The sequence below is a fragment of the Nisaea sp. genome, from assembly GCF_017640745.1.
GTDB lineage: Bacteria > Pseudomonadota > Alphaproteobacteria > Thalassobaculales > Thalassobaculaceae > Nisaea.
On sequence record NZ_JAEPQA010000003.1, the window covers coordinates 1 to 25,600 of the forward strand.

Here is a 25,600-nt window from a genome sequence, read left to right on the forward strand (position 1 = left end):
GGGGGCTCGGCTCCGCGCTTTCGGTCGCCCTGCTGGTGGCGACGGCGCTAGTGCTGCTGGTGGCGGCGCGCTTCGTGAACCTCAAATCCGCCCTGCTGGAACGCCAGTAATGAAGACCTCGACCTTCCGCATCTTCTTCAATACCGGCGCCTGGCTCGTGCTGGCCTTCCTCGTGCTGCCGCTGCTCGTGGTCGTGCCGGTGTCGCTGACCGACACCAGCTATATCGGCCTGCCGAAAGAGCATCTCTCGCTGCAGCACTACGAGTCCTATTTCACCTCGCCGGAATGGCTGCACGCGACCTGGACCAGCATCTGGGTCGGTCTTGCGGTCGCCGCGGCCGCGACCGTGCTCGGCACCGCCTTCTCCATCGGCTGCTGGTTCCTCTCGGACCGGGCGGCCACCATCGCCCGCTGGGTGCTGATCACGCCGATCCTGGTGCCGCCGGTGGTTCAGTCGCTCGGCTTCTACCGCTTCTGGGTGAAGCTCGACCTGATCGACACCCATACCGGCGTCATCCTGGCGCACACGCTCTTGGCGCTGCCCTATGTCTCGATCTCGGTCTTCGCGGCCCTCGCCAATCTCGACCGGCGCATTCCGCAGGCCGCACGCAGCCTCGGCGCCTCGGTCTGGCAGACGGTCACGAACGTCGTCGTGCCGGCGGCCCGCCCGGGCATGCTCACCGGCGCGGTCTTCGCCTTCATCGTCAGCTTCGACGAGATCGTCGGCGTTCTGTTCATCACCGTGCGCGCGGTGAACACGCTGCCGAAGGTGATCTGGGAAGGTATCCAGGAGAATATCGATCCGACCATCGCCGCCGTCTCGACCTTCCTAGTCATGATCACGCTGGCGGCAACCGCCGTGGTTGTGCTGCGCAGACGGATCGCATGACGCGGATTTCGCGCTCCGGAAGGTCCCATGCGTGACAAGCCCGGCGGCTTCGCCGAAAAACGGAACGCGCCGCCTCGAATCCTTCGGGTGAAGGCGGGCGCGGGGAGAGAGACATGACCTTTTCGATCATCGGCCGCTGCGAGCGCACGGGCGCTTACGGTGCGGCGATCACGACCTCCGACCTCGCCGTCGGCTCGCGCTGCGTCCGGCTGGCGCACGGGCGCGGTGCCATGCTCTCCCAGCACCGCACCGACAGCCGGCTCGGCGATCTCGGGATCTCGATGCTGGCAGACGGCGAGTCGGCGGACCGTGTCGTCGCCAAGGTCTGCGCCTCGACAGACGACATCGAATGGCGGCAGGTCGGCGCGCTCGACAGCGAGGGACGCGCCGCCTTCTATCACGGCCGGCGGATGTACTCGATCTATGCCCATGCGGTGGGCCGCAACTGTCTTGCCCTCGGCAATATTCTCGACAATCCGGATGTGCCCCAGCGCATGGTCGTGGCTTTCTCCCGCGATCCGGCCGCGCCGCTCGCGGAAAAACTCATGGCGGCACTCGAGGCGGGTCGCGATGCCGGCGGCGAAATCCTCGGACCGCTGCGCTCGGCGGCGCTCAAGGTTTCCGGAGACTACAAGATCGACACCTACGATCTCCGGATCGATATCTCCGGGACGGACGCGGTGGCCGACCTCCGCGCGCTCTACGAGTCCTACAAGGACCGTGAGGACACGATCCGCAATGTCGCGCTGCGGCCTGACACAATGCCGGTGATGCGCAGCCTGTTCGACGCCAGCATCGCGCGGATCGAGGAACTCGGTCTGCAGGACCGGTTTCCGACGGCGCGGAGCCGGGAAAGCTGGACGGTGAAAGGCTGACGGCCATGGTCAAGCACGGGGTCTACTGGAACGAAGCGGGGGCGCCGGAACTTGACGTGCCGGCCGCCCGGCCGCCGCGGGAAATCGATGTGGTGGTGGTCGGTGGCGGTTTTACCGGGCTCTCGACGGCGATCCATCTCGCGCGTGGCGGCCGATCGGTGGCTCTGTTCGAGGCCGGGCAGATCGGGCACGGCTGTTCCTCTCGGAATGGCGGAATGGTCGGCCCGAGCTTCCACAAGCTCGGCATGACCGGATTGACGGCCAAGTACGGCGAGACGAAAGCCTACGCGATCATGCAGGAGGGGATGAATGCGCTCGATCATTTCGAGGCTTTCGTCGGTGCCGAGAAACTCGAGTGCGACCTGCAGATGCGCGGACGGTTCCGCGGCGCGCGGACGGTGGCGGACTACGACGCGATGGCGCGGGAATGCGAGCGTCTGAACAAGGCGGTCGGGCTACCGTTCGAGATGATATCCGCCGCGGACCAGCGCGCCGAGATAGGTTCCGACTTTTATCGGGGTGGCGTCGTCTATCAGCGTGACGGTGGGATTCAGCCGCGCAAGCTGGTCGTCGCGCTTGCCGCCAAGGCGCTCGAGGCGGGTGTGCAGCTGTTCCCGGAAACGCCCGTTACCGGTATCCGGCGGGACGGCGAGGGGACCGAGCTCAGATGCGGCGGTGAGATCGTCAGGGCGCGTGACGTCGTCGTCGCGACCAATGCCTATGCCGACCGTCGCACCGATGCAATGCACAGCCGCGTGGTCCAGATCGAGACCGGCGCGGTCGCGACGGAGGAAATCCCTGCGGCGCGGATGGCCGAGCTGTCGCCGAAAGGCCGTATGTTCGGCGAGTCGGGGCGCATCTTCATGTGGTACCGGCCGACCTCGGATGGCAAACGCTTCATCTTCGGCGGCCGCATGGGCGGTCCCGGCTGCAGCGCGGATGAGCGGGCGGCCGCGACGAAGAGGGCAATCCTGCGGGTCTTCCCGCAGCTTGAGGATGTCGGCATCAGCCATGCCTGGTCGGGTGACGTCGCCTACACGCCCGACCATGCACCGCATCTCGGATTCGAGGACGGAGTCTGGCTTGCCGGTGGCTATTGCGGCTCCGGCGTCACCCGCAGCCTCTATTTCGGTGCAAAGCTCGCGCGCCGCATACTGGGAGAGAAGGACGCAGAGACCGCGTTCGACGATCTGCCGTTTGCAAAGGTGCCGTTCAAGCCGTTCTCGCGCATGGCCGCCGATTTGATGACGCGCTGGTGGTCCTTGCAGGACGCGCGGGACTTGCGCCGTCGTGGATGAGTGACTAACTGCCGTAAGCTGTCGCCGCTCAATCGTCGAAACCATGTCGCGACTGCTTCGTGCGATGCATCGACGCCGAGCCGAACAGACCTGAATTCTGAGCCAGTTCAGAATCTCTCTAAAAAGTGAATCATCCCCCTTGCGCTCGGCGGCGAAAACGGCATTTTAGAATGATTATAATTCGCGCTCACCTCCTGTGAGCTACATCCTGACCAGATGGGAGGGTCTCCGATGAATGAGATGAAAACCTGCCCCGTGATGCACGGTGGCAATACCGAGGCGAAAATGTCGCCGACCGAGTGGTGGCCGAAGGCGCTGAACCTGGACATCCTCCATCAGCACGACACCAAGTCCAACCCGATGGGCAAGGACTTCAACTATCGCGAAGAGCTGAAGAAGCTCGACATCGCGGCGCTGAAGAAAGACATGCACGCGCTGATGACCGAGAGCCAGGAGTGGTGGCCGGCCGACTGGGGTCACTATGGCGGCCTGATGATCCGTCTCGCGTGGCACTCCGCCGGCTCCTATCGTCTGGCCGACGGCCGGGGCGGCGCCGGTACCGGCAACATCCGTTTCGCGCCGCTGAACTCCTGGCCGGACAATGCGAGCCTCGACAAGGCCCGCCGTCTGCTCTGGCCGCTGAAGAAAAAGTACGGCAACAAGGTCAGCTGGGCCGACCTCTACATCCTCGCCGGCACCATCGCCTACGAGTCGATGGGCCTGAAGACCTTCGGCTTCGGCTTCGGCCGCGAGGACATCTGGCACCCGGAAAAGGACGTCTACTGGGGCGCCGAGAAGGAATGGCTGGCGCCGAGCGACACCCGCTACGGCAGCGTCGACAAGCCGTCGACCATGGAAAACCCGCTCGCCGCGGTCCAGATGGGCCTGATCTACGTGAACCCGGAAGGCGTGAACGGCAAGCCGGACCCGCTTAAGACCGCCGCCCAGGTGCGTGAGACCTTCGCCCGTATGGCGATGAATGACGAGGAGACCGTCGCTCTGACCGTCGGCGGCCACACGGTCGGCAAGGCGCACGGTGCCGGTGATGCCGGCGCGCTCGGCGCCGAACCGGAAGCGGCGGGCCTCGAGGAGCAGGGCTTCGGCTGGACCAACCCGAAAGGCACTGCGAAGGCCAACATGGCCATCACCAGCGGTATCGAGGGTGCCTGGACCGCGAACCCGACCAAGTGGGACAACGGCTATCTGCACCTGCTGCTGAACTACGAGTGGGAGCTCACCAAGAGCCCGGCCGGCGCCAACCAGTGGCAACCGATCGGCATCAAGGAAGAGGACATGCCGGTCGACGCGTCCGACCCGTCGGTGCGCAAGATGCCGATGATGACCGACGCCGACATGGCGATGAAGATGGATCCGGAATACCGGAAGATCTCCGAGAAGTTCTACAAGGACTTCGACTATTTCTCGGATTGCTTCGCCCGCGCCTGGTTCAAGCTGACCCACCGCGACATGGGCCCGAAAGCCCGCTACTTCGGTCCGGACGTGCCGTCCGAAGAGCTGGTCTGGATGGATCCGGTTCCGCAGGGCTCGAAGAACTACGACGTCGGTGCGGTCAAGGCGAAGATCGCCGCCAGCGGTCTTTCCATGGGCGAGATGGTCGCCACCGCCTGGGACAGCGCCCGGACCTACCGCGGCTCCGACATGCGGGGCGGCACCGACGGTGCCCGCATCCGCCTCGCGCCGCAGAAGGACTGGGACGGCAACGAGCCGAAGCGCCTCGAGAAGGTTCTCTCCGTGCTCGGGCCGATCGCGAAGGAAGCGGGCGCCAGCCTCGCCGACGTGATCGTCCTTGCCGGTAACGTTGGTGTCGAGCAGGCCGCCAAGGCCGCCGGCTTCAACGTCTCGGTGCCGTTCACCCCGGGCCGCGGCGACGCGACCCAGGAGCAGACCGATGCCGACTCCTTCGACTCGATGGAGCCGCTCGCGGACGGTTTCCGGAACTGGCAGAAGGCCGAATATGTGGTGAGCCCGGAAGAGATCATGCTCGACCGTGCGCAGCTCCTGGGCCTGACCGGTCCGGAGATGACCTGCCTCGTCGGCGGCATGCGGATGATGGGCACCAACCACGGTGGCACCAAGCATGGCGTCTTCACCGACAAGGAAGGCGCCCTGACGACCGACTTCTTCGTCAACCTGTGCGACATGGCCTACAAGTGGGTTCCGAAGGGTAAGACCTACGAGATCCAGGACCGGAAGACCGGCGCGGTGAAGTGGACTGCGACCCGCATGGATCTCGTCTTCGGCTCCAACTCGATCCTCCGTGCCTATGCCGAGGTCTATGCCCAGGACGACAACAAGGAGAAGTTCGTGAAGGACTTCGTCGCGGCCTGGACCAAGGTGATGGACGCGGGCCGCTTCGACATCTGATAGCGGACTGACATCTAGAGGGGACGGCCCGGCCATTCGGCCGGGCCGTTTCTATTTGGGCGGCGTGCCGTCGAACAGCAGGCTGCCTTCCCACATGCCTTGCCGGACCATTGCCGCGGTCTCGGCTTTCAGAGTGTCGGCGAAGATGCGGACCGCGTTGGTTTCCGGCCGGGCGAGGGAGCGCACCAGCACCATCTTGCGGGTCACGGTCGGCGAACGGATCGCGATGGCGGAAAGCTCTCCCGCCTCCACCTGCGCATGCACCGCCGCGAGCGGCAGTACCGTGTAGCCGAGGCCGCGGACGACGAGGTCCTTCAGGGTCTGCAGCGCATCGGCCTCGACGATGACCCGGAGTGCGATGTCATGCTCGCGCGCCGCCGCCTCCAGCAGTTTGCGGAGCCCGTGGCGCGGGCCGGGCAGGATCAGCGGCCTGCCGGCGAGGGAGCGGAACTCGGCAGGCTCCGGTGTCGCAGCGGTTGGCGGACCGATCAGGTAGAGCGTTTCCTCGATCAGCGGCTCGGAGCGGACATTCAGCACCGCGCCGGTCTCGTACATCACGGCGAGATCGGCCTCGCCGCGCTGGATCATGTCGAGCAGGTAGCCGCTGAAGGCGGGCACGATGCGCAGCGTGACCTCGGGATAGTCGGTGAGGAAGCGTTCCGCGAGATGGCCTGCGATGACCTCTCCGACGGTCGGCGGCACGCCGAGGCTCACCGTGCCCTTTACCGCGTTGGCGTCGGAGGAGATCGCGGCGCGGGTATCCTCGACCATGCGGAGGATTGCCGTCGCCCGGTCGGCCAGCAGCTCTCCGGAGGGCGTCGGCATCATGCCGCGTCCGTGCCGGGTGAAGAGCGGGACCGATAGTTCCTCCTCCAGAAGCCGGATCTGCCGGCCGAGCGCGGGCTGGGCGATGTTGAGCCGTTCGGCCGCCCGGCTGAGGCTGCCGGTCTCGGCGACGGTGAGGAAGGTGCGCAGCTGCTTCAGATCCATTATCTATATAATCATGGCATATCTGAATAAGAAATATGCTTCTCGTATTTTGCTCGGCAGAGCCTTACTCAGGTGGAACCGACAATGATCGCGTCCGAGGAGGCGAGATGAGCGCAGTTCCGGCCGAGAAGGCCCCGTCCTGGCAGGACCAGATCCTGCCGATCCTGAAAAGCTTCGATGTCCGCCATCTGGTCTATGTGCCGGACGCGGGCCATGCCGCCGCGATCCGCGCCGCGGAACTCGACAACGGTATCGTCTCGCTGGCGCTGACCACCGAGGAGGAGGGCATCGGCTACCTGCTCGGCGCCCATCTCGGCGGCGAGCGGGGCGCGCTGCTGATGCAGTCGAGCGGCGTCGGCAACTGCCTCAACACGCTCGCGCTGCAGACCATGACGCGCTTTCCGCTGCTGATGCTGGTGACGATGCGGGGCGACTGGGCGGAGTTCAATCCGTGGCAGAACCCGATGGGGCAGGCAACGGAAGCGGCGCTGAAGCTGATGGGCGTCCGTACCTGGCGCGCCGACAAGCCGGAAGACGTGCCGCATCTGGTGCACGGCGCGGCCACGATGGCCTTCAACGGGGATGAGGCGACGGCCGTTCTGCTCGGGCAGAGCCTCATCGGTGAGAAGAAGTGGGTGAAGTGATGGGCAAGCAACTCCTCGACCGCCGCGCCGCCTCGGCGGCTCTCCTGCAGGACCGCGGCGACCTGCTCGTCGTCACCGGCCTCGGCTCGCCGAGCTACGATGCCATGGCCGCCGGCGACAACGATCTCAACTACTATCTCTGGGCCGCCATGGGCAGCGCCGCGACGGTCGGTTTCGGCCTCGCCATGACCCAGCGGGACAGGCCGGTTCTGGTGCTGACCGGTGACGGCGAGATGCTGATGGGCCTCGGCGCGCTTGCCTCGATCGGCCAGAAGCTGCCGCCGAACCTCACCATCGCGGTGCTCGACAACGGGCATTACGGCGAGACCGGGATGCAGAAGAGCCATACCGGCAACGGGCTGGAACTGGCGCGTTTCGCCGAGGCGGCCAATTTCCCCTGGACCCGGGTGATCGAGGACATGGACGGTGTTGCCGCGCTGCGCACCCGCATGCACGAGAAGGCGGGCACCTCCTTCGCCGCTCTCAAGATCGGGTCGGACGAGCTGCCGCGCGTCCTGCCGTCGCGCGACGCGGTCCATGTGAAGAACCGTTTCCGGGCCGCCCTCGGCCATTCCACGATCTGAGAGGAGAGGCCATGTCTGCCGCCAACGAGTACCAGGACATCCGTGACGCCGTCCGCGCGCTCTGCGCCGAGTTTCCGCCCGAATATCACCGCGAGGTGGACGAAAAGCGCGGCTATCCGGAAGCCTTCGTCGACGCGCTGACCAAAGCCGGCTGGCTCTCCGCCATGATCCCCGAGGAATATGGCGGGTCGGGTCTCGGCCTTACCGAAGCCTCCATCATCATGGAGGAGATCAACCGCGCGGGCGGCAATTCCGGCGCCTGCCACGGCCAGATGTACAATATGGGCACGCTGCTCCGGCACGGCTCGGAGGCGCAGAAGAAGCTCTACCTGCCGAAGATCGCGAGCGGCGAGTTGCGCCTGCAGTCCATGGGCGTCACCGAGCCGACCACCGGCACCGACACCACAAAGCTGAAGACCAAGGCGGAGCGCAAGGGCGACCGCTATGTGGTAAACGGGCAGAAGGTCTGGATTTCCCGCATCCAGCATTCCGACCTGATGATCCTGCTCGCGCGCACCACGCCGCTCGAGGAGGTGAAGAAGAAGTCGGAAGGCATGTCGATCTTTATCGTCGACCTGCACCAGGCGATTGGCAACGGCATGACCGTGCGCCAGATCCCGAACATGGTGAACCACGAGACCAACGAGCTCTTCTTCGACAATCTGGAGATCCCGGCGGAGAACCTGATCGGCGAGGAGGGCAAGGGCTTTAAATACATCCTCGACGGGCTCAATGCCGAGCGCACGCTGATCGCTGCCGAATGCATCGGCGACGGCTACTGGTTCGTCGACAAGGCGGCCGCCTATGCCAAGGACCGCGTCGTCTTCGGGCGGCCGATCGGGCAGAATCAGGGCGTCCAGTTCCCGCTTGCCGAGGCGCATATCGAGATCGAGGCCGCGAACCTGATGCGCTACGAGGCCTGCCGCCTGTTCGACGCGCACCAGCCCTGCGGCGCCCAGGCCAACATGGCGAAATACCTCGCCGCGAAGGCCTCCTGGGAGGCGGGCAACGCCTGCCTGCAGACCCATGGCGGCTTCGGCTTCGCCTGCGAATACGATGTCGAGCGCAAGTTCCGCGAGACCCGGCTCTACCAGGTGGCGCCGATCTCGACCAACCTGATCCTGAGCTACGTCGCCGAGCATATCCTCGGCCTGCCGCGTTCGTTCTGAGGGGGGGCAACCTCATGCACGCCCATTTCGTCCTCGCGCATCCGGAGCCTCAGTCCTACAACGCGCATCTCGTTCGGTCCGGCGTCGAGGCGCTGGAGGCCGAGGGCTGGACCGCGACGGTCTCCGATCTCTACGCGATGGGCTTCGATCCGTCCGAACGGCCGGAGCATTTCGCCGACCCGCTGAACCCGGCGCGCTTCGACGTGCAGGCCGAGCAGCGTCACGCCTCGGCGAACGGTACCCTGCCGGAGCACGTGACGGCGGAACTGGAGCGGATGGAAGCGGCCGACCTTCTGGTCCTCCAGTATCCGATGTGGTGGCATTTGCCGCCGGCAATGCTGAAGGGATGGATGGATCGGGTTTTTGCCTATGGCGAGGCCTATACCAGCACCAAGCGCTTCGAGAACGGGCGCTTTGTCGGCAAGCGGGCGATGCTGTCGGTGACGGTGGGGACCAGCCGCGAGACCTACGAGCATGACGGGCGCAGCGGCGATATCGACTTGATGCTGTGGCCGGTCAATTTCTCCCTCGCCTATCTCGGTTACACGGTGCTCGATCATTTCGTGGCCTACGGCGTCGAGGCTGGGCTGAGATATTCGGACCCGGCTACGGTCGAGGCACGTCTGAAGAAAGTCGCCGAAGACTTCAAGATGACTTTGACCGGACTCGACGGCCGGCCGGTGATCCCCTTCAACCGCAAGGCAGAGTGGGGCGAGGATGGCCGCATCGTTCCGGGGGCGCCGGTTTATTCGCCCTTCATCCGCCGCCGCCGCGAACTTGAGCTGGAGTAGTCCGTGACCGCAGGAACACTTCCCCTCAAGGGCCTGACCGTGCTCGCGCTGGAACAGGCGGTCGCGGCGCCGTTCTGCACCTCGCGGCTCGCCGATGCGGGCGCGCGGGTGATCAAGATCGAGCGGCCGGAGGGCGATTTTGCGCGCGGCTACGACGATGTGGCGAAGGGCCAGAGCAGCTATTTCGTCTGGCTCAATCGCGGCAAGGAATCGGTCGTGTTGAACCTCGCCGCGGACGATGGGAAAGAGGCGTTCCGCGAACTCGTCGCAGAGGCCGACGTGCTGGTGCAGAACCTGAAGCCGGGAGCTCTTGCCCGCCTCGGCTTTCCGGTCGAGGAATTGCGCCGGACCTATCCGAAGCTCATTACCCTCTCGATCAGCGGCTACGGCGACGAGGGACCGCTTGCTGCGCGCAAGGCCTACGATCTGCTGATCCAGGCGGAGTCCGGGCTCTGCTCGGTGACCGGCGGTCCGGAGGAGCCGGCGCGGGTCGGTGTCTCCATCGTCGATATCGCGACCGGGCAGACCGCCCATGCCGCGATCCTCGAAGCGCTGATCGCCCGCTCGATTTCCGGGGAGGGGGCGGATATCCGGATCTCCATGTTCGACGTCATGGCGGACTGGATGACGGTGCCGCTGCTGAACCATGAGGGCGGCAAGTCGCCGAAGCGGCTCGGCCTCCGGCATCCTTCCATCGCGCCCTACGGCGTCTTCCCGACGGCGGACGGTCCCTCGGTCCTGATCTCGATCCAGAGCGAGCGGGAATGGGCGGTGCTCTGCCGCAAGGTGCTGGAAGACGAGGGTGCGATCACCGACCCGCGCTTCTCGACCAATGTCGCGCGGGTGCAAAACCGGGCGGAAACCGACGCGTTGGTGGGTGGCGTGTTCGGAAAGTTGCCGGTCGAGGCGCTGGAGGCGAAACTCGACGCAGCGGATATTGCCTTCGCGCGCGTCAACGATACCGGCGCGCTCTCGAGCCACCCGCATCTCCGCCGGATCACCGTGGACACGCCGAACGGTCCGGTTGCCTATCCGGCACCCGCCGCGATCTTTGTCGGTGCGGAGCGGGCTTACGGTCCGGTGCCGGCGGTGGGAGACGCGCCGGGGCTGTCCTAATTCCTCGGAGCCGCTAAGCTGCCTCCCAATCAAAATCGGGGGAAACGGCATGAGCGGAAAACTGCGTGTGGGCTTCATCGGCGCCGGGCTGATGGGGCACGGCATGGCGAAGAATCTGGTCGAGAAGGGCTTTCCCCTGACGGTTATGGGGAACCGCAACCGGCAGCCGATCGATCATCTGGTCTCGCTCGGGGCGATGGAAGCGACGACGCCCCGCGTCGTGGCCGAGGCGTCCGACATCGTCTTCCTCTGCCTGCCGAACTCGGCGGTGGTGGACAAGGTGGTCCTCGGACCGGGTGGAGTCGCCGAGGGCGCGCGCGAGGGCCTCATCGTCGCGGATTCGACCACGGCCGATCCGATGGAGACGAAGCGCATCGGCGCTGCGCTGGCGGAAAAGCGTGTCCGGATGCTCGACACGCCGCTCACCATGACCCCGAAGGAGGCTGAGGCCGGGACGCTGAACGTGCTGGTTGGCGGCCCGGAGGAGGTTCTGGAGACGGCGCGCCCCGCCATCGCCTGTTTCGGCAGGAACATCTTCCATGTCGGGCCGCTCGGCGCCGCGCACAGTCTCAAGCTGATCAACAACTTCATGTCCATGAGCATGGTCGCGCTCTTCGCGGAGGCGGTGACGACCGCCCGCAAGGCGGGCGTCAGCGTGGAGGACCTGCACGAGCTGATCTCCGCCGGCGCGCTCAACAACGCGCTCTTCCAGAAGGTCATGGACTGGCCGCTGAAGGGCGATGCGAGCGGGCTGCAATTCGCCATCGAGAACGCGCTGAAGGACGTCTCCTATTACAACCGCGTCGCCGCGGATGCGGGGGCGACGGCCCCGATCGGTGCGACCGTGCAGCAGATCTATGCCCTCGCCAATGCCCAGGGCGAGGGCAAGACCCATGTGCCGAAGCTGATGGACGTGCTCGGCCGCCTCAACGGTCTCTGAACCGCGAGGCGGGCGCCGATCAGACCAGCAGGAAGTCGGATGCGGCGAGGTTTGCCGGCGCGACACCGATCAGCGTGACCGTATTGCCGTCGCCGAGCGCGACGACGGCGTCGCCCGTCTCCGTCTGGGACGCGGTCCGGAGCAGGTCCTCGACCGAGGTCTGCGCCTGATCCGGGGTGCGGACCCAGACGATCCTGTCGCCTTCCGCGGCATTGAAATCGAAGATGGTGTCGTTGCCGGAACGGCCGGAAAAGGTGAAGACGTCCGCGCCCGTGCCGCCGATGAGAAGGTCGTTGCCGACACCGCCGTTCAGCGTGTCGTCGCCGTCACCTCCGGAGATCGTGTCCTGATCGCGGCCGCCGTGGATCCAGTCGTTCCCGGCATCGCCGATCAGATTGTCATTGCCGAAATTTCCGTAGATCACATCGTTGCCGGCACCGCCTTCGGCGATATCGTCGTTCTGCCCGGTGAAGATGACGTCGTCGCCATTCTCGCCGTACACGTGGTCGTTGCCCCGGTTGCCATAGATCAGGTCGCTCCCGTCCATGCCATGGATGCTGTCGTCGCCGTCGAGGCCGCGGAGCTCGTCATGGCCGTCGTGGCCGGAGATGTCATCATCCTCTGCGTGAGACCTGTCGTCCTCGCGGTCGTCCCGGTGATGATCGTCGTCCTCATCATCGTGGTCATCGTAGCTGTCATGCTCGTCGTGATCCTCGAGGTGGAAGCGGTAGAGTTCGTCCTCATACTGTTCGTAGCCGGACATGGCGTTCTCCTCTCTGCGGACATTCGTTGTCAGTGTTGGGAGGAAGATGCGTCGATCTGTCCGGCTCCTCTATTGGACGCGGGTTTGTTTGCCGCCGGTTCCGGGGGCATAATCCAAAGTCGTATGACCGACGGAGGACGTCTTGCAGACTGGAGAACGGCCCGAACCGACCGGCAAGTCCCACCCGCGCACCACTGCCGTGATTGCCGCTGCCGCGAGCCTGCTGGCCTGCATGCTGTTCTTCGCCTTCGATGTCGTCTGGGATCTCCGGGAGCATCTGGGCGAAGGCAGCGGATACGGTACCGGGGAGTCCGTGCATCTGGCCTTCGAGATCCTGGCTGTCGTCGGGCTCGGCTACGGTGCCTGGCTGCTCCGCGGCTATGTCGTCTTCCTGCGCCGCGAGACCGACCGGAACCAGCAGACCATCGCCTCGCTCAGAGGCAGTTTCGAGCAGGTCCTGTCGGAGAAGTTCGACGGCTGGAACCTGACGCCCGCCGAGAAGGACGTGACGCTCCTGATCATCAAGGGACTCAGCATCAACGACATCGCGGGCGCCCGGAACACCGCTCCCGGAACGGTGAAGGCCCAGTCCTCCTCGATCTTCCGCAAGATCGGCGTCTCGTCGCGCACCGAGCTGATGAGCAGCGTGCTGGACGAATTCATCGACGTCGCGAACGTGGAGACGTGAGGAGCGGTCCGGACTGACGGGGGCGGAATGGCGGAAAACTGGCGACCCCGACAGGATTCGAACCTGTGACCTACAGATTAGGAATCTGTTGCTCTATCCTGCTGAGCTACGGGGTCGCACGGGACGAAGTGATACAGGACCGTTCCGCGCTTGCCAATGGCGGAGCGGGATCGTCTGCAACGCTTATTCCGCCGGCGCCCGGTTGTCGTTGAGATCCACGCTCTCAAGCGGACCCGGCGTCACCAGGCAGCTGATGTAATGCACCTTTTCCCGGAACAGGTTCGAGAGCCACTCCTCGGCGACCTTGCGGGCGGCGGAGAGGCGGTGGCCGCCGTCGACCAGCACAAAACTGTCGTCGAGATAGAAGATGCGGAGCGGGTCGGAGGAGGCGTAGCCGTGGTCGCGGATCGCGCGCACCAGGCGCCAGAAGCGGTCGTTCTGCCGGTCCGTGCCGCGATCGTCGTTGATCAGGTGCAGCTTCTGGATCTGGTCGAGCGTCAGGTCCACCTCCGCGTAGCCCTGCTCGCGAAGCTGTTTTTTGATCGATTTCTTGACCTTGCCCTTGATGACCATATCCGTCGGTCCTGAATCCTCACAGGAATCGTTGCACATCAACGTTGTTAACTTAGGTTCGGATGAATTCGGTTTCCAGCAAAAAATGCGCACTGGTTGCGCTTTGTTTTTCCGTTCGCCGCTTTGGACGGTCCGGCGCGAGCGACCTGTGTCTCTGAAAAACTACCGCAAAGGTAGACGGCAATGGGCTACGGGCGGCGATAGATCATCCAGTAGATGAAGGCGACGAATCCGCCGCCGCCAACCATGTTGCCGAGGGTGACGGGCAGGATATTGCCGGCGATTGCTGCAATCGTCGCCTCGGCAACGCCTGCAAACGCGGCCAGAGGCAGGAAGTACATGTTCGCGATCGAGTGTTCGAGGCCGATCGCGACGAAGGCGCTGATCGGGAACAGGATGGCGAGAATTTTCCCCGGCACCGACCGGGCCGCGACGCAGAGCCAGACCGCGAGACAAACCAGAACGTTGCAGAGCAGGCCGCGCCAGAAAGCTTGTTCGAATGAAAGTTCGAATTTGCCAAGGGCGATGCGTGAGGCGGTTTCCAGAACCGCCCCGCCGCCGATCTCGAGCACGCCGGCGCGCCAGGCAATGAAGGCGGTGGCGACCGCGCCCGCCAGGTTGCCGAGATAGACCAGCCCCCAGTTCCGGGCGAGCGCGGATATCCCGATCTTTCCGTCGACCCAGGCCATCACCATCAGGCTGTTGCCGGTGAAGAGCTCGGCGCCGCCGACAACGACGAGGACGAGCCCGAGGGAAAAGGCGAGGCCGCCGAGCAGCCGGGTCGGGCCGAGACCGAGATCGCTCCCGGTGACGGTCACGGTGAAGACCATGGCGCCGAAGGAAATGAAGGCGCCGGCGAGGACTGCGAGGAGCAGGATCTTCAGGGCCGGGAGGTGCGCCTTGCCGACGCCGGAGGTCTCGACGAGCTCGGCGATCCTTGCCGGCGTGTGGGCCTCGAAGGCCGACGGCTGCGCATCCGACCCGGTTTCCTCTTGCGCCATCTTCACTCCCCCATATCCAGACGTCCGCACATGACTTCCCTTGCCGAAGAGTGACATGACCGGGCCGCGGGTCAAGCGGCGGCCGGGCTTGTGGGGCGGTCCCGGATCGGAGAGACTGCCGCCACGCGCGCGCGATGGAGGGACCGAGCATGACCGGCGGGACTATCGAAAAGGAACGGGCGATCGCCAGGCATCTTCTGGCGGAACATGCGTCCCGGACGCCCTACCACACCCTGACCGGCGAACTGGCGCTCGCGGACATGGCAGAGGCCTACCGGGCGCAAGAGGCTTTCATCGCCCAGCGCCGGGAGGCCTCGGGCGCCGGGATCGCCGGCTACAAGATCGCTCTGACCTCCAAGGCGATGCAGGATTTCGTCGGCGTCGGCCATCCGCTGCTCGGCGCCATCTTCGACGACACGGTGCATGCCTCTTCGGCGGCGATCTCTCTCGCCACCTTCCAGCGCGTCGGCATCGAGTTCGAACTGGCGCTCCGGCTCGGCCGCGATGTGCCTGCGGCACCGGCGCGGTATGACGCCGAAAGCATTGCGCCCTTCGTCGATGCGGTGATTCCCGCCTTCGAACTGGTCGAGGACCGCAACGCGGTCTACGAGAATTTCGATGCCCTCTCCCTGGTTGCCGACAATGCCTGGAGCGCGGGCGTCATACTCGGCACGCCGGTCGCAGACTGGCGTGGGCTCGATCTTGCCGCCACCCCGGCGCGGCTCGAGGCGAATGGCGAGGTCGAGACGGCGACCACCGGGGCGGCGCTCGGCAGTCCGCTGAACGCGCTGGCCTGGGCGGCGAACGAGCTCGGGACGCAGGGCCGTCCGCTATCGGCCGGCATGATCGTGATGACCGGTTCGACCATGAAGACGCGATTTCCGGCGGCTGGGGAGGCATTCCGGTACGGGGTCGAGGGCGTGGGCGAGGTCCGGTTGACCATCTCGCCATGACCGGATCTCGCGCGCCGGCCCGCAGGCAGGTGCTGGCGGGATTGATGGCGGCGGCGCTCGGTGGCTGCTCCGGTCTCGGCGCCTATCGCGCGGACCGTCCCTTCCGGCCGGGTCCGGTGCGGCCGCTGGAACACTGGCGGGCGCACAGCCCCGGCTCGCAGCGCCTGGTCGATCACAGTCTCTGGGACCGATTCCTGCGAACCTATCGCCGGCTGCGTTCGGACCGGGTGCCGCTGCTGCCCTACGGAGAGGTGGCGAGTGCCGAGCTGGAACTGCTCGACGAATATCTCGCGCTGCTTGCCGCAACCCCGGTCGGCAGTCTCGACCGTCCTGAGCAATATGCCTTCTGGCTGAACCTTCACAATGCGCTGGTGGTCCGCCTGATCGAGCGGACCTATCTGGTGCTCTCGATCCGCGACATCGATTTCGGCGACGGAACGCCCTGGAACCGGCCGATCGTCGAGGTCGAAAGGCAGCGCCTCAGCCTCGCCGATATCCGCGACCGGATCCTGCGTGCCTATTGGCGGGACGGGCGGGTGCATTACGGCCTCTGCTACGGTGCCATCGGGTCGCCTGGTCTGCTCGGCGAGGCTTTTACCGGGACCAATGTCGACAGGCTGCTCGATGAGCAGGCGCTCGATTTCGTCAATCATCCGCGTGGCGTCTGGGTCGGCGACGGCAAGGCGATGCTGTCCGCCATCTACGACTGGTACGCGGAGGATTTCGGGGGCACGCGCGAGGCGGTCCTGGCACATCTGAGGCTCTATGCTCTGCCGGGGCTGAGGCCGCTCTTGCGCGAGGACCTCGTTCTCGACTACGCGTTCGACTGGTCGCTCAACGACGCGACCGGCAGCCTCGGAAAGATCTGAGGGTCCGCTTTGCACGCCGGAACATTCGGGGGAGGCTTCGCGTTGGTCCATCACGGGCAGGCGAGAACATATTTTCAGTCCGGATTTGATCTTGCCGCCGCAATCGGGTTGAGTGGGGGCTCTTTCCACTGGGACGAAATTCTGTCCCGCCCTCGCTCTTGACGCGCTACTGTCTTTCAAAGGCATCACCGCCGCAGCACAACCGGTCTGGCAAGGAGACGCATGCAATGAAACAAGTCCTTCTCCCGTTCGGGTCTGACAATGCCGATGTCACGCCGGTCGCGGCGGCCGCCCAGTTCGCGAGCCGGTTCGACGGTAAGGTCACGGCCCTCTTTTATCCCCGGCTCCCGGATCCGGTGATCGTCGATCCGATGAGCGGCGGCGTTGTCTCCTACGAGGGCATCGACGAGGAGGTCGCGGCTCAGCGCGAGCAGGCACAGGGTCAGTTCGCGACCCTGAAAGATGGACTCGCGGCGGACCTCGCGTCCCGGATCTCTGTCGACATGCAACGGCTTTCCAACTGGCGTCAGATCGGCGAGGAATCGCGGGTCTTCGATATCACCGTGGTGGCGCGGGCGAGCAAGAGCCCGCATTGGCAGACACTCTTCGAGATGGCCCTTTTCGAGGGCGGACGGCCGGTCATGCTGGTGCCGGAAGGCTGGAGCAAGCCGTTCGGCGATACCGTTGTCATCGCCTGGAACCGCAGCACCGAGACGGCGCGCCTGATCGGCCAGAGCCTCGGCGCGCTGAAGGCGGCGAAATCCGTGCATATCGTCGAGCTGGAAGGCTGGTACACGGCCGGTCCGGACGGAAAGGCGCTGCAGAACTATTTCGCCGGTCACGGGATCGAAGCCGCGACCCACAAGGCCGACGCGCCGAACGGACCGGGCGCGAAGATGGTGGAACTGTCGCGCGATCTCGGAGCCGATCTGATGCTGAAGGGGGCCTATACGCAAAGCCGCCTGACGCAGCTGATCTTCGGCGGCGCGACCCGTCAGGTGCTCGAGCAATCGGATATCCCGGTCATCTTCGCGCACTGATCCTGGCGGGACCGGTTCGTCAGAGCCGGACTATGATGAGCCGCTCCGATTTGTTATGATTCCCAATCGCATGGGTTGATCTGAGAGAGGGCTCCCACCATGGGCATGCGGGTCCGTGAGGATTACCGGGGCATTACCGGACCGGAGAAGGCCGCGATCCTTCTGATGTCGCTTGGGGAAGATCAGGCGGCCAAGATTTTTGCTCTGCTCGACGATGAGGAGATCAAGGAAGTCTCCCAGGTCATGGCCGGACTCGGCACGGTCAGCTCCAACATCGTGGAGCGGCTGTTCGTGGAGTTCGCCGAGCAGGTCTCCTCCACCGGCTCCCTCGTCGGCTCCATGGACTCGACCGAGCGTCTGCTGACCAAGGTGCTCGGCGGCGATCGCGTCAACGAGATCATGGAAGAGATCCGCGGTCCGGCCGGCCGCACCATGTGGGACAAGCTCGCAAACGTGAACGAGCAGGTCCTCGCGAATTACCTGAAGAACGAATATCCGCAGACCGTCGCCGTCATCCTCGGCAAGATCGGCCAGGCGCATGCCGGCAAGGTGCTCTCCATCCTGCCGGAGAACTTCGCGATGGAAGTTGTCATGCGCATGCTGCGCATGGAGGCGGTGAACAAGGAGATCGAGAAGGACGTGGAGCGCGTGCTGCGCACCGAGTTCATGTCCAACCTCGCGCGCACCAACCGGCGCGACGCGCACGAGATGATGGCGGAGATCTTCAACCATCTCGACCGGGCGACGGAGAGCCGCTTTCTCTCCGCGCTGGAAGAGCGCAACAAGGACAGCGCGGAGAAGATCCGCAGCCTGATGTTCACCTTCGAGGATCTGGCGCGGATCGATCCGGCGGGCGTGCAGACGCTGCTCCGGGCGGTGGACAAGGACAAGCTGACGATCGCGCTGAAGGGCGCCTCGGAGGAACTGAAGGACCTCTTCTTCTCGAACATGTCGGAGCGTGCGGCGAAGCTGCTGCGCGAGGACATGCAGTCGCTCGGGCCGATGCGGCTGAAGGACGTGGAAGAGGCGCAGACCGCGATGGTGACAGCCGCGAAGGATCTGGCCGACCGCGGCGAACTCGTCATCGGAGGCTCCGGCGGCGACGACCAGCTGGTCTACTGATCCGCTGTCGGGTGCCGGAGGCGTCATGGGGTCCGATTTCGACCATTTCCGCGAACGTCTTCTCGCCCGGCGGGCGGAAATCCAGTCCGTGATGGAAGCGGCGTCCGACTCCGCGAAACCGGTGGAGCTGGACCAGGCGCGGGTCGGACGCCTGTCGCGGATGGACGCCTTGCAGGGACAGGCCATGGCCAAGGAAACCGAACGCCGGCGCGGGCTCGAATTGCAGCGCATCAGAACCGCCCTCGAGCGGATTGAGGAGGCGGAGTTCGGCTATTGCGTTTCCTGCGGCGAGGAAATTCCCCTGAAGCGCCTCGAACTCGATCCGGCGGTCACGACCTGTATCGATTGTGCCGGCAAATGATGGTGCTTGCGGGGCCGCGGCGCCCTTGGCACTCTCCGGCCCCATGAACGATCTCAGCCAAAAGACCGACGACGGGTTTCTACGCGACCTCTGGTATTTCGCCCTGCCGGCATCGGCGCTCAAGCCGGGGCAGATGGTGGCGAAGACGCTTCTCGGCGAGCCGGTCGTGATCGCCCGCCAGGCGGACGGCAAGGCCTATGCGCTGCGCGATATCTGCCCGCATCGCGGCATCCCGCTCTCCGACGGCCGCATGGTGGGCGACGAGGTCGAGTGCTGCTATCACGGCTGGCGCTTCAACTGCGAAGGCACCTGCACGCTGATCCCGTCGATCACGACGGAGCAGGATTTCGATTCGACCCGGATCCGGGTGCGGAACTATCCGCTGGTGGAGAAGCATGGCGGGCTCTGGATCTTCATGGCCCGGCCCGATGCCAAGTCGCTGCCGTCGGACCTGCCGGATCCGGGACTGCCGGACATTCCGGATTTCGCCGGGGTACCGAACATCCAGGTCAGCATGGACTTCCCATGTCATATCGACCATGCGGTCATCGGCCTGATGGATCCGGCGCACGGGCCCTATGTGCACAAGAGCATCCTCTGGCGCGACGAGAAGAGCATGCACGACAAGGCCAAGGAGTTCGGCCCGTCCGAATTCGGTTTCGCCATGAAGCGCCATCCGCCGTCGAAGAACGCGGCCGCCTACAAGATCCTCGGCGGCGAGATCACGACCGAGATCCGCTTCCGCCTGCCGGGTATCCGGGTAGAGCACATCATCGCCGGGCGCTATCAGCTCTGCAACCTGACCTGCGTGACGCCGATCGGCCCGATGCAGACCGAGGTCCATCACATGGTCTACTGGACGGCGCCATGGCTCTCGCCGCTGAAGCCGCTGCTGATCCCGCTGGTGAAGCGCTTTCTCGGGCAGGACAGGGATGTGGTGGTCAAGCAGCAGCGCGGGCTCGCCTTCAACCCGCAGCTCATGCTGATCAACGACTCGGACATCCAGGCGAAATGGTATTTCCGCCTGAAGAAATCCTTCGAGACCTGGCGCAAGGAGGGCGGGGCCTTCGATAATCCGGTGCGCGACACGGTGCTGCGCTGGCGGAGTTGACCTCGGCCCGGTCGCGGCGCAGCATGGCCGCTCCTTAATCACTCCCGGACGAAAATCATGGCGAAGATCGAGACCGTCGAGGCGCTGCGCGCCATCTACAAACCCGTGCACGAGCGGGCGCGGCAGAAGGAGATTCCGGTTCTCGACCAGCATTGCCGCCGCTTCATCGAGCTCTCGCCCTTCCTGCTGCTGGCGACCCACAACGCGGACGGCGTGGTCGATATCTCGCCGCGCGGGGACGGGCCCGGCTTCGTCGCCATGCCGGACGACAAGACGCTGCTGATCCCGGACCGGCCGGGCAACAACCGCCTCGATTCCCTGCAGAACATCCTTGAGAACCCGACCGTCTCGGTCATCTTCCTGGTGCCCGGCGTCGACGAGACCCTGCGGATCCGGGGCCGGGCCGAGGTGCGCGACGACGAGGAGCTGCGCACCGGCTTCGAGGTCCAGAAACGGCTGCCGGCGACCGTGATCCGGATCGCGATCGACACCGCCTTCCTGCATTGCGCCAAGGCGCTGATGCGCTCCCGCCTCTGGGACCCCGCGGCGGTGAACGACCGTTCCGTGCTGCCGAGCCTCGGTCAGATGATCAAGGATCAGATCGGCATCGACATGCCGGTCGAGAGCCAGGAAGAGATGGTCGCGCGCTACAAGGAAGCTCTGTACTGAGCCAAATCGGCGTCGTCATCCCGGCGCAGGGGCAAACTAGGCCACCCCCTCAAGCACCCCTTTTTCCTTCTGAAACAGCCGCGCCAGTTCGTCCATCATCGCGCGGACGCGGGGCAGGGTGCGGAGGTCGCGGTGGACCAGCATCCACTGGTCGGCGATCACATCCTCCAGCACCGGCGTCGCGCGGACGAGATTGGGGTCGATATCGCCGATGAAGCAGGGCAGCACGGTCACCCCGGCACCCGACGAGACGGCGTAATGCAGGCTGTTGCCATTGTTGGTCCGGATGGCCGGCGCGCGGTTGCCCAGCAGGCGGCGGATCCAGGCCTGTCCGGGCATGTAGTGATGCTCCTCGTCGAAACCGATCCAGGGCAGATAGGCAAGGGACCCGTTCAAGGCGTCTCTTCTGGAGCTGCCGATCTGTCCGACAAGCTGAGGCGTGCCGTAGACCGCGTATCGGAAGCGGCCGATCCGCCTCGTCACCAGATCCGCCGCATCGGGCACCACTTCGCGGATCGAGATGTCCGCCTCCCGTCGCGAGAGATTCGCCATCAGGTGGGTGACGTGGAACTCGATCTCGATCTCCGGCAGGCGGTCGCGCAGCTCGACGAGATGCCGGGTCAGGAACTGCATCATATGCTCGCCGACGGAGACCCGGACCGTGCCGCGCGCGGTGTCGGAGAGGCCGAGGCTGCGCCGCTCGATCGCCTGCGCGGCATCGTCCATCGCCTCGACATCGGCCAGCAGCTGCTCCGCCGCCGGGGTCAGGACATAGCCGTCCGGCAGCCGGTCGAACAGCCGGGCGCCGATCGCGTCCTCCAGCGATTTCACCCGCCGCGCCACGGTCGGGTGGCTCACATTCAGCGCTTTCGCCGCCGCCGTCAGGCTGCGTTCGCGCGCGAGGGTCAGAAAGACCCGGTAATCGTCCCAGTCGGTCAACATGGGCGCAGATTACTGCGAGCGGCTCGCAAATAGGCAGTACAAATTTGTTCGCTGCGATGCAAAAATTATCCAGTCCCGGAAAATTATCTTTCCGATAATCTGATTGCGATTGGATTTCCGGGCGATGGCTTTCTTGTGTCCGGACTATCGCGAGGGGACCAAGCGATGCATTTCGAGACCCGGCTCTGGCAGTTTACCGAAGGCGTCCGCGGGCGCATTTCCTGGGCGATCCTCATCGGCCTGCTCGGGGTCAGCCTCGGCGTCGCGCGCCTCGGACTGCTCGGCTGGTTGATCGGGCAGGTCTTCGCCGGAAAGTCGCTGCAGGAGCTGTGGCCCGCCATCGCCGGTATCGCTCTCGTGATGATCGCCCGCGGCTGGGTCGAGCAGTGGCGCAACATGGTGGCGCACGAGACCGCGGCCAAGGTGCAGATCAGTCTCCGCCGCAAGGTCTACGACAAACTCGCCAGCCTCGGTCCCGCCTATGTCGGCCGCGAGCGCTCCGGAACGATCTCTCTCGCCCTGACCGACGCGGTCGATCGGCTCGAGGTCTATTTCGGCCAGTACCTGCCGCAGCTCGCGGTCTCGCTGCTGACACCGGTTCTGATTTTCGTCTTCGTCGCCTGGATCGATCTGCCGGTCGCGGCCGTGATGCTCGCCTTCGCCTTGATCGCGGTCTTCGCTCCCTCGCTCTGGCACAGCTCGAACGAGAAGAGCGCCCGGCGCCGTCAGCAGGCCTATGCCTCCTTCGCGGCCGAGTTCCTCGACAGCCTGCAGGGCCTCGCCACGCTGAAGGCCTTCGGGCAAAGCAAGGCGCGCGGCGACATTCTGGAAGTGAAGGCGCGCGAAGTCTTTCGCAGCACCATGTGGGTGCTGAGCGGCAATGTCCTCGCCCGCGGGATCACCGACAGTTCCATCGCCTGCGGTGCCGCTGCGGCGCTTGCGCTCGGCGCCTTCCGAGTGACCGAGGGACAGCTTGAGTTGACCTCGCTGCTCGTGATCCTGATGCTCGGGGTCGAAGTCTTCCGGCCGATGCGCGAGCTGCGCAACGTGCTGCACGAGGGCATGGTGGGCCTCTCCGCCGCCAAGGGCATCTACCGGGTGCTCGACGGTGAGCCGGACGTCGAGGATACGCTGGGCGCCGCCAATGCCAGGCTCGAACCCTCCATCGCCTTCGAGCAGGTCGGCTTCCGCTATCCGGGCAACCAGCGCACCGTGCATGACGGTCTCGACTTCGCCGTGAAGCCGGGCGAGCGCATCGGCCTCGTCGGCCCGAGCGGCTGCGGCAAGAGCTCCGTCGTTCGCCTGCTGCTGCGCTTCTTCGACCCGGTCGAGGGCCGTATCCTGCTTGGCGGCAAGCCCTTGAACGAGCTTTCCTTTGAGCAGATCCGCTCGATGATCTCCGTGGTCAACCAGGACACTTTCCTCTTCCACGGCACGGTGGAGGAGAATATCCGCATGGGGGATCCCGGTGCGGATCACGCCGCCGTCGTCGCAGCGGCGAAGGCCGCCAATATCCACGATTTCATCGAGGGTCTGCCTGACGGCTACCGCACCGTGATCGGCGAGCGCGGCATCAAGCTCTCCGGCGGCCAGCGCCAGCGCGTGGCGATCGCCCGGGCACTGTTGCGCGACACTCCGATCCTGGTGCTCGACGAGGCGCTGTCGGCGGTGGACGCGGAGAACGAGGCGGTGATCCAGGATGCGCTCAACCGGCTGATGAAGGGACGGACGACGCTGGTCCTGGCGCATCGGCTCTCCAGCGTGATCGATTGCGACCGCATTCTCGTGCTCGACCACGGCAAGGTGGTAGAGGAGGGAACCCATGCCGCGCTGATGAAGGCGGGCGGCATCTATGCGGGGCTGATGGCGGAGCAGGCGCGAGAGGCTGCCGCCGCGAAGAAGTCCGAACCGGTGGTCCGCGAGGAAGCGCCGAAGCCTGCCACCGAGACGCTCTCCGACATTCCGGGCGGGGCCGTGCAGGCGCCGACCGAGGGCATCATCAAGGCCGAGGGGCTCAGCTGGTTCGAGGTCGTGGTTGAGTTGATGAAGGTGATCATGCCCTGGAAGGGCCGGCTGATCTTCACCTTCCTTTTCGGCGTGCTCCGTGTGGTCGGTTTCATCGGTGTCGGGGTGCTGAGCGCGCTCGTCGTGCTGGCGCTCAAGAACGGCGAGGATTTCACGCCGTACCTCTGGGGCCTCGCGGCGGTCGCGCCGCTCTCCGGCGTGCTGCACTGGCTGGAGTCTTGGCTCGCCCATGACATGGCCTTTCGGCTGCTCGCAGAGATGCGGGTCGAGGCCTATCGAAAGCTCGACGCCCTCGCGCCCGCCTATCTCGTCCGGAGGCGTACCGGCGACCTGATGACGCTGGTGACGCACGATATCGAACTGGTCGAGTATTTCTTCGCCCACACCGTGGCGCCCGCTTTCGTCGCCATCCTCGTGCCCGGATGCGTCCTGCTTTGGCTCGGGGCGGAAAGCCCGACACTGGCGCTCGCGCTCATTCCGTTCCTGCTGGCGGTTGGGATCAGCCCGTTCCTGATGCGCCGCCGGGTCGACCGGCTCGGCTCGGAGGCGCGCGAGGCTTCGGGCGAGCTCGGTGCCTTCGCGGTGGACAGCGTGCAGGGGCTCGGCGAGATCGTCGCCTTCCAGCAGGAGGCGGAGCGCGGCGACAAGCTGGACCAACTCGGGCAACGCCATATCGATCTGAGGCTGCCGTTCTTCCGGGAACTCACGGCGCAGCAGAGCCTGCTGGAGGCGCTGACCGGCCTCGGCGGCCTCGCCATCGTCGTCACCGGCGCCGCGCTCGCCGCTGCGGGCACGATCGATGCCGGCGTGCTGCCGCTTTTGACCATCCTCGCCATGGCCGCCTTCCTGCCGGTCTCCGAGATCGCGCAGATCGGCCGCCAGCTCGCCGACACGCTCGGCTCCACCCGCCGGGTCTACGGGCTCTGGAACGAGCCGGTGCCGGTGAGGGACGGCCCGGGTGTGGCCGCCAAGGAGGGGCCGGTCTCGCTGGCGCTGGAGAAGGTGGATTTCCGCTATCCGGGGCAGAACCGCCGCGCGATCCGCGATTTCACGCTGGAGGTCCCGGCCGGCAGGACGGTGGCGCTGGTCGGCACGTCCGGCGCCGGCAAGACCACGCTGGCGCAGATGCTCATGCGCTTCTGGGATCCGGACGCGGGCAGGGTGCTGATGAACGGCACCGACCTCCGCGACTACAGGCTCGACGAGCTGCGCAGCCGGATCGCGCTGGTCGCCCAGGACACCTATCTCTTCAACGACACGCTTCGCGCCAACATCCTGCTGGCGAAGCCCGGCGCGAGCGAGGAGGAGCTGAAGGCGGCGGTCCGCCATGCCTCGCTGGAGGATCTGGTTGCGATGCTGCCGGACGGGCTCGACACGCCGGTCGGGGAGCGCGGGACCAGCCTCTCCGGCGGCCAGCGCCAGCGCGTCGCCATCGCCCGGGCGTTTCTGAAGGACGCGCCGGTGCTGATCCTCGACGAGGCGACCTCGCATCTCGACGCGGTGAACGAGCGCGCGGTTCGCGTGGCCCTCGACCGCCTGCAGTCCGACCGCACCACGGTGGTGATCGCCCACCGCCTCTCCACCATCCGTGACGCCGACCTGATCGCGGTGCTGAGCGAGGGCGCGCTGATGGAGACCGGGACGCACGAGGATCTGGTGGCGAAGGGCGGGCTCTACGCGAAGCTCGTGTCCCACCAGCTCGCATCGGCCGTGGCGGCGGAGTAGCTCAAACTTGAGATCGTCATCCCGGACCTGATCCGGGACCTCTCGACGGCTAAGCGCGGTGTTCGATAAGGTCCCGG

General features: G+C 65.6%; 24 protein-coding genes and 1 tRNA gene. 19 read left to right on the forward strand and 6 right to left on the reverse strand.

The features are described from left to right. The first annotated feature begins 109 nt into the window (after nt 1-109). The 4 genes from JJ959_RS03185 (at nt 110) to katG (ending at nt 5,447) form a co-directional block, all read left to right on the forward strand. A complete protein-coding gene (locus JJ959_RS03185) occupies nt 110-889 on the forward strand; it encodes an ABC transporter permease subunit (RefSeq protein ID WP_292879820.1) in 780 nt (259 codons plus the stop codon). Between the two features lie 113 nt (nt 890-1,002). Further along, entirely contained in the window at nt 1,003-1,764 is a 762-nt protein-coding gene (locus tag JJ959_RS03190) for a DUF1028 domain-containing protein (RefSeq protein WP_292879821.1), read from the forward strand. Nucleotides 1,765-1,769: 5 nt separating this feature from the next. Next, a complete protein-coding gene (locus JJ959_RS03195) occupies nt 1,770-3,062 on the forward strand; it encodes an FAD-dependent oxidoreductase (protein ID WP_292879822.1) in 1,293 nt (430 codons plus the stop codon). Between the two features lie 231 nt (nt 3,063-3,293). Then, on the forward strand, nt 3,294-5,447 hold the full coding sequence (gene katG / locus JJ959_RS03200) for a catalase/peroxidase HPI (protein ID WP_292879823.1): 2,154 nt from the start codon (nt 3,294-3,296) through the stop codon (nt 5,445-5,447). 51 nt (nt 5,448-5,498) lie between these two features. Here katG and JJ959_RS03205 read toward each other — a convergent pair whose 3' ends face one another. Then, a complete protein-coding gene (locus JJ959_RS03205; protein WP_292879824.1) occupies nt 5,499-6,437 on the reverse strand; it encodes a LysR substrate-binding domain-containing protein in 939 nt (312 codons plus the stop codon). A gap of 107 nt (nt 6,438-6,544) precedes the next feature. Between JJ959_RS03205 and JJ959_RS03210 the strand changes: the two genes are divergently transcribed. Genes JJ959_RS03210 through JJ959_RS03235 form a run of 6 tightly spaced genes read left to right on the forward strand, consistent with a single transcriptional unit; the run spans nt 6,545 to nt 11,681 of the window. Continuing rightward, entirely contained in the window at nt 6,545-7,081 is a 537-nt protein-coding gene (locus tag JJ959_RS03210; protein ID WP_292879825.1) for a thiamine pyrophosphate-binding protein, read from the forward strand. Continuing rightward, nucleotides 7,081-7,665: a thiamine pyrophosphate-dependent enzyme gene (locus tag JJ959_RS03215; protein ID WP_292879826.1), complete on the forward strand. Its 585-nt coding sequence runs from the start codon at nt 7,081-7,083 to the stop codon at nt 7,663-7,665. Before JJ959_RS03210 ends, JJ959_RS03215 begins: the two co-directional genes overlap by 1 nt. Before the next feature lie 11 nt (nt 7,666-7,676). Beyond that, nucleotides 7,677-8,834, forward strand: a complete 1,158-nt coding sequence (locus tag JJ959_RS03220) for an acyl-CoA dehydrogenase family protein (RefSeq protein WP_292879827.1) — start codon at nt 7,677-7,679, stop codon at nt 8,832-8,834. A gap of 14 nt (nt 8,835-8,848) precedes the next feature. Beyond that, a complete protein-coding gene (locus JJ959_RS03225; protein WP_292879828.1) occupies nt 8,849-9,625 on the forward strand; it encodes an NAD(P)H-dependent oxidoreductase in 777 nt (258 codons plus the stop codon). Between the two features lie 3 nt (nt 9,626-9,628). Then, entirely contained in the window at nt 9,629-10,741 is a 1,113-nt protein-coding gene (locus JJ959_RS03230; RefSeq protein WP_292879829.1) for a CaiB/BaiF CoA-transferase family protein, read from the forward strand. A 49-nt stretch (nt 10,742-10,790) separates the two neighbouring features. Further along, on the forward strand, nt 10,791-11,681 hold the full coding sequence (locus tag JJ959_RS03235) for an NAD(P)-dependent oxidoreductase (protein WP_292879830.1): 891 nt from the start codon (nt 10,791-10,793) through the stop codon (nt 11,679-11,681). A gap of 19 nt (nt 11,682-11,700) precedes the next feature. On the opposite strand, the gene JJ959_RS03240 is transcribed toward JJ959_RS03235, so the two are convergent. Beyond that, nucleotides 11,701-12,444, reverse strand: coding sequence for a calcium-binding protein (locus tag JJ959_RS03240; protein WP_292879831.1), 744 nt, complete (start codon nt 12,442-12,444; stop codon nt 11,701-11,703). Between the two features lie 142 nt (nt 12,445-12,586). On the opposite strand from JJ959_RS03240, the gene JJ959_RS03245 reads away from it, so the two are divergent. Then, the gene (locus JJ959_RS03245) at nt 12,587-13,132 is read left to right on the forward strand and encodes a LuxR C-terminal-related transcriptional regulator (protein WP_292879832.1); all 546 of its coding nucleotides are present in this window, start codon (nt 12,587-12,589) and stop codon (nt 13,130-13,132) included. Nucleotides 13,133-13,171: 39 nt separating this feature from the next. Here JJ959_RS03245 and JJ959_RS03250 read toward each other — a convergent pair. From JJ959_RS03250 to JJ959_RS03260, 3 genes are all read right to left on the reverse strand, one after another. Further along, nucleotides 13,172-13,248 (reverse strand) — tRNA-Arg (locus JJ959_RS03250). Nucleotides 13,249-13,315: 67 nt separating this feature from the next. Further along, complete coding sequence (locus tag JJ959_RS03255) at nt 13,316-13,705, reverse strand: hypothetical protein (RefSeq protein ID WP_292879833.1); 390 nt, start codon at nt 13,703-13,705, stop codon at nt 13,316-13,318. A 188-nt stretch (nt 13,706-13,893) separates the two neighbouring features. After that, a complete protein-coding gene (locus JJ959_RS03260) occupies nt 13,894-14,706 on the reverse strand; it encodes a formate/nitrite transporter family protein (protein WP_292879834.1) in 813 nt (270 codons plus the stop codon). A 149-nt stretch (nt 14,707-14,855) separates the two neighbouring features. Between JJ959_RS03260 and JJ959_RS03265 the strand changes: the two genes are divergently transcribed. The 7 genes from JJ959_RS03265 to JJ959_RS03295 all read left to right on the forward strand — a co-directional run bounded on the left by JJ959_RS03265 (nt 14,856) and on the right by JJ959_RS03295 (nt 20,831). Further along, on the forward strand, nt 14,856-15,659 hold the full coding sequence (locus JJ959_RS03265; protein ID WP_292879835.1) for a fumarylacetoacetate hydrolase family protein: 804 nt from the start codon (nt 14,856-14,858) through the stop codon (nt 15,657-15,659). Continuing rightward, nucleotides 15,656-16,528: a DUF547 domain-containing protein gene (locus tag JJ959_RS03270; RefSeq protein ID WP_292879836.1), complete on the forward strand. Its 873-nt coding sequence runs from the start codon at nt 15,656-15,658 to the stop codon at nt 16,526-16,528. Before JJ959_RS03265 ends, JJ959_RS03270 begins: the two co-directional genes overlap by 4 nt. Nucleotides 16,529-16,755: 227 nt before the next feature. After that, entirely contained in the window at nt 16,756-17,568 is an 813-nt protein-coding gene (locus JJ959_RS03275) for a universal stress protein (protein WP_292879837.1), read from the forward strand. Nucleotides 17,569-17,667: 99 nt separating this feature from the next. Beyond that, nucleotides 17,668-18,690 carry a flagellar motor switch protein FliG gene (gene fliG, locus JJ959_RS03280; RefSeq protein ID WP_292879838.1) on the forward strand — a complete coding sequence of 341 codons (1,023 nt, stop codon included), beginning with the start codon at nt 17,668-17,670 and terminating at the stop codon, nt 18,688-18,690. A gap of 25 nt (nt 18,691-18,715) precedes the next feature. Next, entirely contained in the window at nt 18,716-19,051 is a 336-nt protein-coding gene (locus JJ959_RS03285) for a TraR/DksA family transcriptional regulator (RefSeq protein ID WP_292879839.1), read from the forward strand. A 43-nt stretch (nt 19,052-19,094) separates the two neighbouring features. Beyond that, complete coding sequence (locus tag JJ959_RS03290) at nt 19,095-20,162, forward strand: aromatic ring-hydroxylating dioxygenase subunit alpha (protein WP_292879840.1); 1,068 nt, start codon at nt 19,095-19,097, stop codon at nt 20,160-20,162. Nucleotides 20,163-20,219: 57 nt separating this feature from the next. Beyond that, nucleotides 20,220-20,831 (forward strand): pyridoxamine 5'-phosphate oxidase family protein, encoded by a 612-nt coding sequence (locus JJ959_RS03295; RefSeq protein WP_292879841.1) that lies wholly within the window; start codon nt 20,220-20,222, stop codon nt 20,829-20,831. A gap of 36 nt (nt 20,832-20,867) precedes the next feature. Here JJ959_RS03295 and JJ959_RS03300 read toward each other — a convergent pair whose 3' ends face one another. Next, nucleotides 20,868-21,773, reverse strand: a complete 906-nt coding sequence (locus JJ959_RS03300; protein ID WP_292879842.1) for a LysR family transcriptional regulator — start codon at nt 21,771-21,773, stop codon at nt 20,868-20,870. 165 nt (nt 21,774-21,938) lie between these two features. On the opposite strand from JJ959_RS03300, the gene JJ959_RS03305 reads away from it, so the two are divergent. Further along, entirely contained in the window at nt 21,939-25,523 is a 3,585-nt protein-coding gene (locus JJ959_RS03305; RefSeq protein WP_292879843.1) for an ABC transporter ATP-binding protein, read from the forward strand. Nucleotides 25,524-25,600: the final 77 nt, after the last annotated feature.

Excerpts from the sequence above, each read along its gene's own strand:
- JJ959_RS03185 (WP_292879820.1), top strand. The coding sequence starts at position 110 with ATGAAGACCTCGACCTTCCGCATCTTCTTCAATACCGGCGCCTGGCTC.
- JJ959_RS03190 (WP_292879821.1), top strand. The coding sequence starts at position 1,003 with ATGACCTTTTCGATCATCGGCCGCTGCGAGCGCACGGGCGCTTACGGT.
- JJ959_RS03195 (WP_292879822.1), top strand. The coding sequence starts at position 1,770 with ATGGTCAAGCACGGGGTCTACTGGAACGAAGCGGGGGCGCCGGAACTT.
- katG (WP_292879823.1), top strand. The coding sequence starts at position 3,294 with ATGAATGAGATGAAAACCTGCCCCGTGATGCACGGTGGCAATACCGAG.
- JJ959_RS03205 (WP_292879824.1), bottom strand. The coding sequence starts at position 6,437 with ATGGATCTGAAGCAGCTGCGCACCTTCCTCACCGTCGCCGAGACCGGC.
- JJ959_RS03210 (WP_292879825.1), top strand. The coding sequence starts at position 6,545 with ATGAGCGCAGTTCCGGCCGAGAAGGCCCCGTCCTGGCAGGACCAGATC.
- JJ959_RS03215 (WP_292879826.1), top strand. The coding sequence starts at position 7,081 with ATGGGCAAGCAACTCCTCGACCGCCGCGCCGCCTCGGCGGCTCTCCTG.
- JJ959_RS03220 (WP_292879827.1), top strand. The coding sequence starts at position 7,677 with ATGTCTGCCGCCAACGAGTACCAGGACATCCGTGACGCCGTCCGCGCG.
- JJ959_RS03225 (WP_292879828.1), top strand. The coding sequence starts at position 8,849 with ATGCACGCCCATTTCGTCCTCGCGCATCCGGAGCCTCAGTCCTACAAC.
- JJ959_RS03235 (WP_292879830.1), top strand. The coding sequence starts at position 10,791 with ATGAGCGGAAAACTGCGTGTGGGCTTCATCGGCGCCGGGCTGATGGGG.
- JJ959_RS03240 (WP_292879831.1), bottom strand. The coding sequence starts at position 12,444 with ATGTCCGGCTACGAACAGTATGAGGACGAACTCTACCGCTTCCACCTC.
- JJ959_RS03255 (WP_292879833.1), bottom strand. The coding sequence starts at position 13,705 with ATGGTCATCAAGGGCAAGGTCAAGAAATCGATCAAAAAACAGCTTCGC.
- JJ959_RS03260 (WP_292879834.1), bottom strand. The coding sequence starts at position 14,706 with ATGGCGCAAGAGGAAACCGGGTCGGATGCGCAGCCGTCGGCCTTCGAG.
- JJ959_RS03265 (WP_292879835.1), top strand. The coding sequence starts at position 14,856 with ATGACCGGCGGGACTATCGAAAAGGAACGGGCGATCGCCAGGCATCTT.
- JJ959_RS03270 (WP_292879836.1), top strand. The coding sequence starts at position 15,656 with ATGACCGGATCTCGCGCGCCGGCCCGCAGGCAGGTGCTGGCGGGATTG.
- JJ959_RS03275 (WP_292879837.1), top strand. The coding sequence starts at position 16,756 with ATGAAACAAGTCCTTCTCCCGTTCGGGTCTGACAATGCCGATGTCACG.
- fliG (WP_292879838.1), top strand. The coding sequence starts at position 17,668 with ATGGGCATGCGGGTCCGTGAGGATTACCGGGGCATTACCGGACCGGAG.
- JJ959_RS03285 (WP_292879839.1), top strand. The coding sequence starts at position 18,716 with ATGGGGTCCGATTTCGACCATTTCCGCGAACGTCTTCTCGCCCGGCGG.
- JJ959_RS03290 (WP_292879840.1), top strand. The coding sequence starts at position 19,095 with ATGAACGATCTCAGCCAAAAGACCGACGACGGGTTTCTACGCGACCTC.
- JJ959_RS03295 (WP_292879841.1), top strand. The coding sequence starts at position 20,220 with ATGGCGAAGATCGAGACCGTCGAGGCGCTGCGCGCCATCTACAAACCC.
- JJ959_RS03300 (WP_292879842.1), bottom strand. The coding sequence starts at position 21,773 with ATGTTGACCGACTGGGACGATTACCGGGTCTTTCTGACCCTCGCGCGC.
- JJ959_RS03305 (WP_292879843.1), top strand. The coding sequence starts at position 21,939 with ATGCATTTCGAGACCCGGCTCTGGCAGTTTACCGAAGGCGTCCGCGGG.